The following is a 7,152-nucleotide window of genomic DNA, read 5'->3' as shown; positions in this document are numbered from 1 at the left end:
CCCGATTGGTTCAACTAATAATCAGTGTGGGATGGACAAAACCCCCACTGATTAAAGTTTCACTTTATGATATCTGAGGAGAGGTGAGAAAAATGGATTTACAAGAACAGAAGTTAAAAGGAGTAATAGCATACAAATAATCGGTGGGAAATGGAAGCCGCTCATTTTGTTTATTTTGCTAACAGATGGAACGAAGCGTTTTGGTGAATTAAAGCGATTAATACCAGATATATCTCAAGGGACGTTAGCAAAGCAATTACGTGAATTAGAGCAAGATCAACTAATAAAACGCGAAATTTATCAAGAAATACCACCTAAAGTAGAATATAGCTTAACTCAACATGGAAAAACAGTCAGTACTGTTTTGGATAGTATGTGTAGTTGGGGAAGAGGGCATTTAAAATATATAGATAAAGATAAACCATAAAAATGTTATGTAAACTTATTGTAGTGTGAAGGGAAATGTTGTTTTAATAATTTGTATTTTATAATATATAATTAAGGAGTGTCGTAGGTTATTATACATATTTAATTTATTTTTACAAAGGGGAAGTAATAAGATGAACGAATTAGAGTATAAAAGCTTCTATGATAAAGTAGGAAGATTAAATGGATGGGATTTTAGTAAAATAAAATGTGAAACTGTAGGAGATACGTGGGACTTTTATAGTGAGGTAAAAGAAAGGTGCAAACCATCACATATTTTACTTGATGTTGGTACAGGTGGAGGGGAAAATGTACTTAATATAGCATCTTCAGCCAAATTATTAATTGGGATAGATAATTCTAACGGCATGATTGAAACGGCACATTCTAACTTGAAAAAATCAGGTGTACAAAATGTTGAGTTTCTTCAAATGGGTTCTGAAGCTTTAACATTTCCACATGCACATTTTGATATTGCTTCAAGTTGTCATGCCCCGTTTCTGGCATCTGAGTTAGCGAAAGTAATGAAAAAGGGTGCATTTTTCTTAACACAACAAGTAAGTGAGAATGATAAATTAAACCTGAAAGAAGCATTTGGTAGAGGACAATGCTTAGGTGAACGGGATGGTACTTTAAAAGAAAAGTATATGAATGAACTTATTAGTGCAGGATTTGATCTCGTGCAAGTACGTGAATATGATGTTACTGATTATTACAGTAGGTCTGAAGATCTCATTTTCTTATTAAAACATACCCCTATTATTCCTAGATTCGGAGAACAGGAAGAGGATTTTACTATTTTACAAAAGTTCATTGATACGTATAGTTCTGAAAAAGGGATTCGTACTAATTCAAAAAGATTTATGATTATTGCTGTTAAATTATAATGTTTTTTAGTATAAAAGCAGCTTTTTATTTAAAGAAAAGCAGCTTTTTGTGTGGGAAAAAATGAAGGGGAAATTTGAAAATAATAGAAATAAATAAAGTGTAAATTGAAAAATCAAAATATGGAGGATAAGTGTTTTGAAACGTTACTATATTAGCAATGAAAAAATAAATGTACATATTACTGAATGGGGGAATAATGACAAGCCCGTTATCTTTTGTTTACATGGATTAGGTAGTACGAGTTTAAGTTTTATAGAAATTGCTGAGGAATTAAAAGAAGAGTATAGATTTATCTCCGTTGATGCACCTGGACATGGTAAAACACCCCCATTTGAAAGAACAGAAGATTATGAGATGCACAATTTAGCAAATTGGTTAAATGAAATAATAAATGAATTGAGAATCGAATACTTCTATTTTCTATCACATTCATGGGGAAGTTTTGTAGCGTTATTTTATTTGTTAAATCATCCAGAAAAGGTATTAGGGAGTATTCTCATTGATGGAGGGTACCAAACGAAAAGGTTTCAAGAAGAAACCTTGGAAGAAGAAATTGCTTATTATGAAAAGGACTTTGAAGAGTATGTATTTGATAGTTGGGATGATTTCTTTAAAAGTGAAAAAGAAGTGTATACAAGGTGGTCTCCATTATTAGAACTTGCAGTTAAGGATCTTGGTATAGAAATGGATAATAAAGTATGTTGGCATGCGAGGGGTACAACAGCTGGTAATATCGTAAGAGGTATGCACAAGGATGAAACAATGGATATATATGAGGAGTTACCATCTAATATAATATTACTTCGTGCTACAGTACCAGAAATTTGGGGTGAATATAGAGGGAAGACAGGGAGTATTTTTAGTGAGAGAACGAGAGCGACAGTAAAACTAATCCCAGATTCTACTCATCTGTTACATTGGGATTATCCGGAAGTTATAGTAGAAGAAATAAGAAAACATTGGTAAAGTCCAATATAACTTAAAAAGGTTGATTCTTGTAATGTATTAGAATCAACCTTTTTGAAGTGTATGTAATAAAACGTATTGAGTAAGTTGTTTGCTTAAAGTGTTATTTTTTTGCTGGTGTATTTCCCATCGCAATAGAAATTCTATTCCAACTATTAATTTGATTAATAATCAAGACAAGGTCAATATATTGTTTTTCATCATAATGTTCACGTACTCGTTTATATAGGGGATCAGGAACTCTTTTAGTAGGAATAAGTGTAATATGTTCAGCTAATTCAAGAGCGACTTTTTCCTCTGCTGTATAAAAAGTGCATTCATCCCAAGTACTTAAGCAATAAATTCTTTGCTCAGTCTCTCCCATTTTTCGTGCATCAGATGTATGTAAATCTAAGCAGTAAGCACAGCCATTGATTTGAGAAACTCTAATTTTAATAAGCTCTCTAGTTGTTCGATTAATTGGTGATTGCTTTGTGTATTTTTCCATGTCCATCATAATCTTCATAGCATCAGGTGCAGCATCATAGTAAGAAATTCTTTGAGTCACAGTACAACACTCCTTTTAGCTTAAGATGGTATTCATTATATCTTGATGTGGTCGTTCATACCAATTATTTGTACTAAAAACGCAAACTGTTTAAAATTCAGATCGTATTGCATTGGCTGAAAATGTTAACGTAACAGCTCTAATACAAAAGTAGTAGTTTGTTAATTAAAGTTTCAATCTCCAGATGGATTTTTCCTGTTAGTTTTTGAAATACAATACTAATAGAAATAATAAATTTGGAGGTTTATTATAATGATTACACACATTTCAGATATTAAACTACAAACAGTTTCTATAGAAGGAGTAAAACAAGTATACAGAGATATATTATCTTTTCCAATAAAAAAAGAAACAGCGTCATTTATTCAATTTGAAGTAACGCCATACACAACAATTAGTTTTCAAGAAGTGTATGAACCAATTGCACCTGCACATTTTGCTTTTGAAATCCCATATTCAAAATTCCATGAAACAGCAAGATGGCTTGAGGAGTCTGGATTACTCATTGTAAAATGGAAAGATGGTCATATAATTGATGAAGAGGATGGTCGATTCAATTTATACTTTAAAGACGGAGATGGAAATCTACTCGAAATTATCGCGCATAGTTATGTTAAAGAAGATGTATTAGTACCGCAGTCACCTTTAAACATTTTATATGTAAGGGAAATTGGTCTTCCTGTTAAAAGTGTACCTATTTTTACGGAATGGCTGAAATCAAATCTAAATATGAAAACGATGGAAGATGGGGATATTTTCAACTTTGTTATAGGTGGCACTGCATATATCGTCGCGACTTGGTGGCAGAGACCTTGGATTCCAATCGCAATGAAAGCTTTACCACCGAAAGTTCATGTTTCTTTCGGAACACCGGATTCAGCATTTTTACAGCGAATCCAAAATAACTTTAAGAAAAATAGTGTACCATTTGAATGTAAACGTAATGAAGTATCATTTATTGAGCAAGGATATGCATTTTCAATTGTGCATACATCAGAGTTTCATTCGGATATTCCTAAACAATTAAACTTACAGCTTTCTATTTAAGGGTGGAAAGCTGTAAGTTTTTTGTATATTCGTGAAGAAGGTTTTAGTTAGGATTATAGTGAATTTAAAGAGAAGTATAAGGTGTTATTCTAATTTATGTTAAGGGGAGAAATGAAGTGGTTTTAGGTAATCCAATTGCAAAAGGGAATACTGCAGAAATTTATTTAACTGATGATAAGGTTGTAAAATTATTTAAAGATTACCTCCCAGATACAGAGTCTATGAATGAAGCAAAAAAACAAAAATATGCCTATTCATGCGGGCTGCCAGTTCCAAACGTATTTGAAGTGACAAAGATACAAAATAGACAGGCAATTATTATGGAACATGTAAAAGGGGACAACATTGGTGATCTTCTGCTTAATAATTTAAATGAGGCAGAGCGTTATATCGGCCTTTGTGTTAATGAGCAAAAAAAGATTCATGCTATATGTGTGAATACCGATGATATGGAATCAATGAGAGAAAAGTTAGAACGACAAATTAAATCTGTACATAAATTGGATGAAAAACAAAAGGAAAATATATTGAATAAGTTACATTCAATCAAATTTGAACCTAGATTATGTCATGGTGATCTTCATCCGTTTAATCTAATTTTCAGTAATGGTAACGTGAAAATTATAGATTGGGTAGATGCTACTTTAGGTGATATTCGTGCAGATGTATTTCGGACATATTTATTGTACGCTCAAGCTTCAGTAGAATTAGCTGAAATGTATTTACATATATATTGCAGGAATACGGGTTTATCAAGAGATGAGATTTTTCAATGGGCTCCTATTATTATTGCAGCTAGGTTTTCTGAAAAAGTATCACCGCAAAATGAAGTGTATTTGAAAAGATTATTGAATCAGTATTTATAAGTCATAAAAAAGGTTGTCAGCTAATTAATAAATGCTGCTGTTTAACTAAAGTTTCCTTATAGTTAAACAGCAGCATTCTTAAATATTGATATAGGTATACTTATTCTCGATCTTTATCCTATAAAGGTTCATAATCCGTACTTGTTCCTCCGCTAATTCTTCTTTATCCCAATACATATGCATTAAGCTATATTCAAAAATCTCCTTTAATTTAATAAATAATGGAAACTTGTCTATCATCTCTTTTGGTAGCTCATTTTCCTCTTGGTAGCCTTCAAATAGTGCTTTTGTAATTGAATACTCATAGTCAACGATATTCCCATTTCCAGCAAATGAATATTCTATCGCACTATAAATAGGAACGGCTAAATCGAATATGTAAAAATGTTTTTCGCAGTCTTGAAAATCTATCATTGTTAAGTTTGAATTATTTTCGACTAAAATGTTTTCTAACCATAAATCTCCGTGAATTAAGCCATAATTTGAAGAGGATTTTGGTAGCTCTTTTATGGAAGTTAAAACGTCAGATGCAATTTCTCTTATTGTATTTTCTTCTTTAGGGATATATTTAAGAAAATTATATTCTTCATTTTCATACCAATCGTTTATATGTTTTACTGGTTTAATCTTTTCAAAGCTTTTAGATATACGATGTAATTTTCCAATTTGTTTACCAAGTTTTTTAAATATATTAGAATTCCATTCAGACCTTGGTAAATGTATACCAGGAGCAGCTTTATATAATACAGCAAAAATCTCCTTGTCTAATGTGAATTTTTCTACAAAATTCCCTTGTAATGAAGGGATTATTGGTGGAACACCTAAACCATTTTGATATAAAAAATTCGTATATATAACTTCTTCTTTCTGTTCTTCATATGTTTTGTAGTTTGTAATTCTACTGAAGTATGTACCTTGATCTGTAAGACATTCATACATCTCATTTGTTATTGGCTTAATGTTAATAAAATTCAACGGATACTGTTCATTTATGAATTGAAGTATTTCTTTTTCTAGCTTGTTCATTGAAACGTCCTTTCCAAACCTTAATTTTTTAACTTGGGAATTAAAAGAATTTTATTTTATAAAATTCGTGTTTAATTTTTGAAATCCTTTAAAATGAAATATGATGTAAATTGACCTTTAATAATTAGTAAGGTGTTGCCAACATACTCATTAACGCTAAATTGAAAAATGAATAGAAGGTATGACAAAATAAGATAGATGAAAAAATAAAAATTAATACTTATATATAGATTATAAAGACTTTAGAGAAAGGCTCATGTTATAAAACACAAGAAATATCAAAAGAAAGAAACGCACTTCTCCTATACTTTTAAATAAGGAGTGAAGGAAATGAATGAACATATACAGCAGATGATTAATTGGATTGAGAGCAATTTAAAAAGGAGATTTTCTTTAGATGAATTATCTCGTTACATGGGGTATTCTCCTTATTATTGCTCTTTTAAATTTCATCAAGTAACGGGTTTCAGTATTAGACGTTATATTCTTCTTAGAAGGTTATATGTATCTACGGAAGATTTAAAGAATGGTAGGAAGATAATTGAGGTAGCGTTGGATTACGATTACTCTTCCCAAGAGGCTTATAGTAGAGCTTTCAAAAATGTTTTTGGAATGAATCCAAGAGAATACCAACTTAACAAAATGCCTATTCAATCATTTGTTAAACTAAATTTAAATAAAGAAGGGCGTTTAAAATGAATATTTCTAGAAAAATAGAGGTTGAACAGTTACGAGATAGGAAGAGTGAGCTATTTGATAAAGAGGTACTTAACATATTAAATGGTCAAGTTATGTATGAAGAATTTAAAAACGAAAAGCTAATGGGTAATTCTGATTATGCCCCATTTAATGAGGCAATGTGTGTGAACTCGGCTACTACTCAAGTTTTTAATGAAGAGTTTATTAAAACAAGAGCGAAAGGACATAACAGTTCAGTAGAAAGTTATATAAAAAAGGTTATAGATCCGTTAGAAAACCTTTTTACGAAAAAGTATAAATGTATTGTTTTATGGTTTGGTGAAGATATGTTTTGCCAAATGAACCTACTTACCATACTTTCTCATCTTGAACAGTCTGCTTATGAAGGGAAGGTATACTTAAATAGCTTTAGAGAGGATGAATTTAAAGTAAATCAAATTGAACTTGAATTGGGGAATTATTCTTCTATATACAATGAAGTATTAGTAAACCATAAAAAGACCTCTCATAAAGTACCACCTGTAATGTATCAGGCTATAGACTTATTTTTAGAAATGTTAACAGAAGATAATGCAGTAATGAAATTCATCTCTAAAAATAAAGATTTATCAACTCGTGAGTTATTAATAAAGTTGTTTTATCTTTTTCCAACAATCGGATTATAAATGCTAGTTTAAATATGTACAG

6 protein-coding genes and 2 pseudogenes are annotated in these 7,152 nt (G+C 30.9%); 6 read left to right on the top strand and 2 right to left on the bottom strand.

Translation table 11 applies throughout. From position 1 onward, the window contains the following. The first annotated feature begins 92 nt into the window (after nt 1-92). The 3 genes and pseudogenes from RT27_RS31035 to RT27_RS31025 all read left to right on the top strand — a co-directional run bounded on the left by RT27_RS31035 (nt 93) and on the right by RT27_RS31025 (nt 2,280). Nucleotides 93-427: pseudogene (locus RT27_RS31035) on the top strand (winged helix-turn-helix transcriptional regulator). A gap of 133 nt (nt 428-560) precedes the next feature. Then, nucleotides 561-1,313: a class I SAM-dependent methyltransferase gene (locus tag RT27_RS31030; protein ID WP_029442368.1), complete on the top strand. Its 753-nt coding sequence runs from the start codon at nt 561-563 to the stop codon at nt 1,311-1,313. A 136-nt stretch (nt 1,314-1,449) separates the two neighbouring features. After that, nucleotides 1,450-2,280: an alpha/beta hydrolase gene (locus tag RT27_RS31025; protein ID WP_043939024.1), complete on the top strand. Its 831-nt coding sequence runs from the start codon at nt 1,450-1,452 to the stop codon at nt 2,278-2,280. A 103-nt stretch (nt 2,281-2,383) separates the two neighbouring features. Here the strand turns inward: RT27_RS31025 and RT27_RS31020 are convergent, their stop codons facing one another. Continuing rightward, nucleotides 2,384-2,827: a carboxymuconolactone decarboxylase family protein gene (locus tag RT27_RS31020; protein ID WP_029442370.1), complete on the bottom strand. Its 444-nt coding sequence runs from the start codon at nt 2,825-2,827 to the stop codon at nt 2,384-2,386. A 252-nt stretch (nt 2,828-3,079) separates the two neighbouring features. Here RT27_RS31020 and RT27_RS31015 point away from each other — a divergent pair, with 252 nt between their 5' ends. Together RT27_RS31015 and RT27_RS31010 are read left to right on the top strand one after the other, a co-directional pair. Continuing rightward, entirely contained in the window at nt 3,080-3,874 is a 795-nt protein-coding gene (locus RT27_RS31015) for a glyoxalase (protein WP_043939022.1), read from the top strand. 116 nt (nt 3,875-3,990) lie between these two features. Further along, the gene (locus RT27_RS31010) at nt 3,991-4,740 is read left to right on the top strand and encodes an aminoglycoside phosphotransferase family protein (protein ID WP_043939021.1); all 750 of its coding nucleotides are present in this window, start codon (nt 3,991-3,993) and stop codon (nt 4,738-4,740) included. Nucleotides 4,741-4,818: 78 nt separating this feature from the next. Here RT27_RS31010 and RT27_RS31005 read toward each other — a convergent pair whose 3' ends face one another. Beyond that, a complete protein-coding gene (locus RT27_RS31005; RefSeq protein ID WP_043939020.1) occupies nt 4,819-5,766 on the bottom strand; it encodes a phosphotransferase in 948 nt (315 codons plus the stop codon). Between the two features lie 330 nt (nt 5,767-6,096). Here RT27_RS31005 and RT27_RS34605 point away from each other — a divergent pair. Beyond that, nucleotides 6,097-7,124 (top strand): annotated as a pseudogene (locus tag RT27_RS34605) (AraC family transcriptional regulator); the annotation flags it as partial. Nucleotides 7,125-7,152 lie beyond the last annotated feature (28 nt).

The organism is Bacillus sp. L_1B0_5 (assembly GCF_000836715.1).
GTDB classification, from domain to species: domain Bacteria; phylum Bacillota; class Bacilli; order Bacillales; family Bacillaceae_G; genus Bacillus_A; species Bacillus_A thuringiensis_S.
This window is presented reverse-complemented; position numbering and strand designations above follow the sequence as displayed.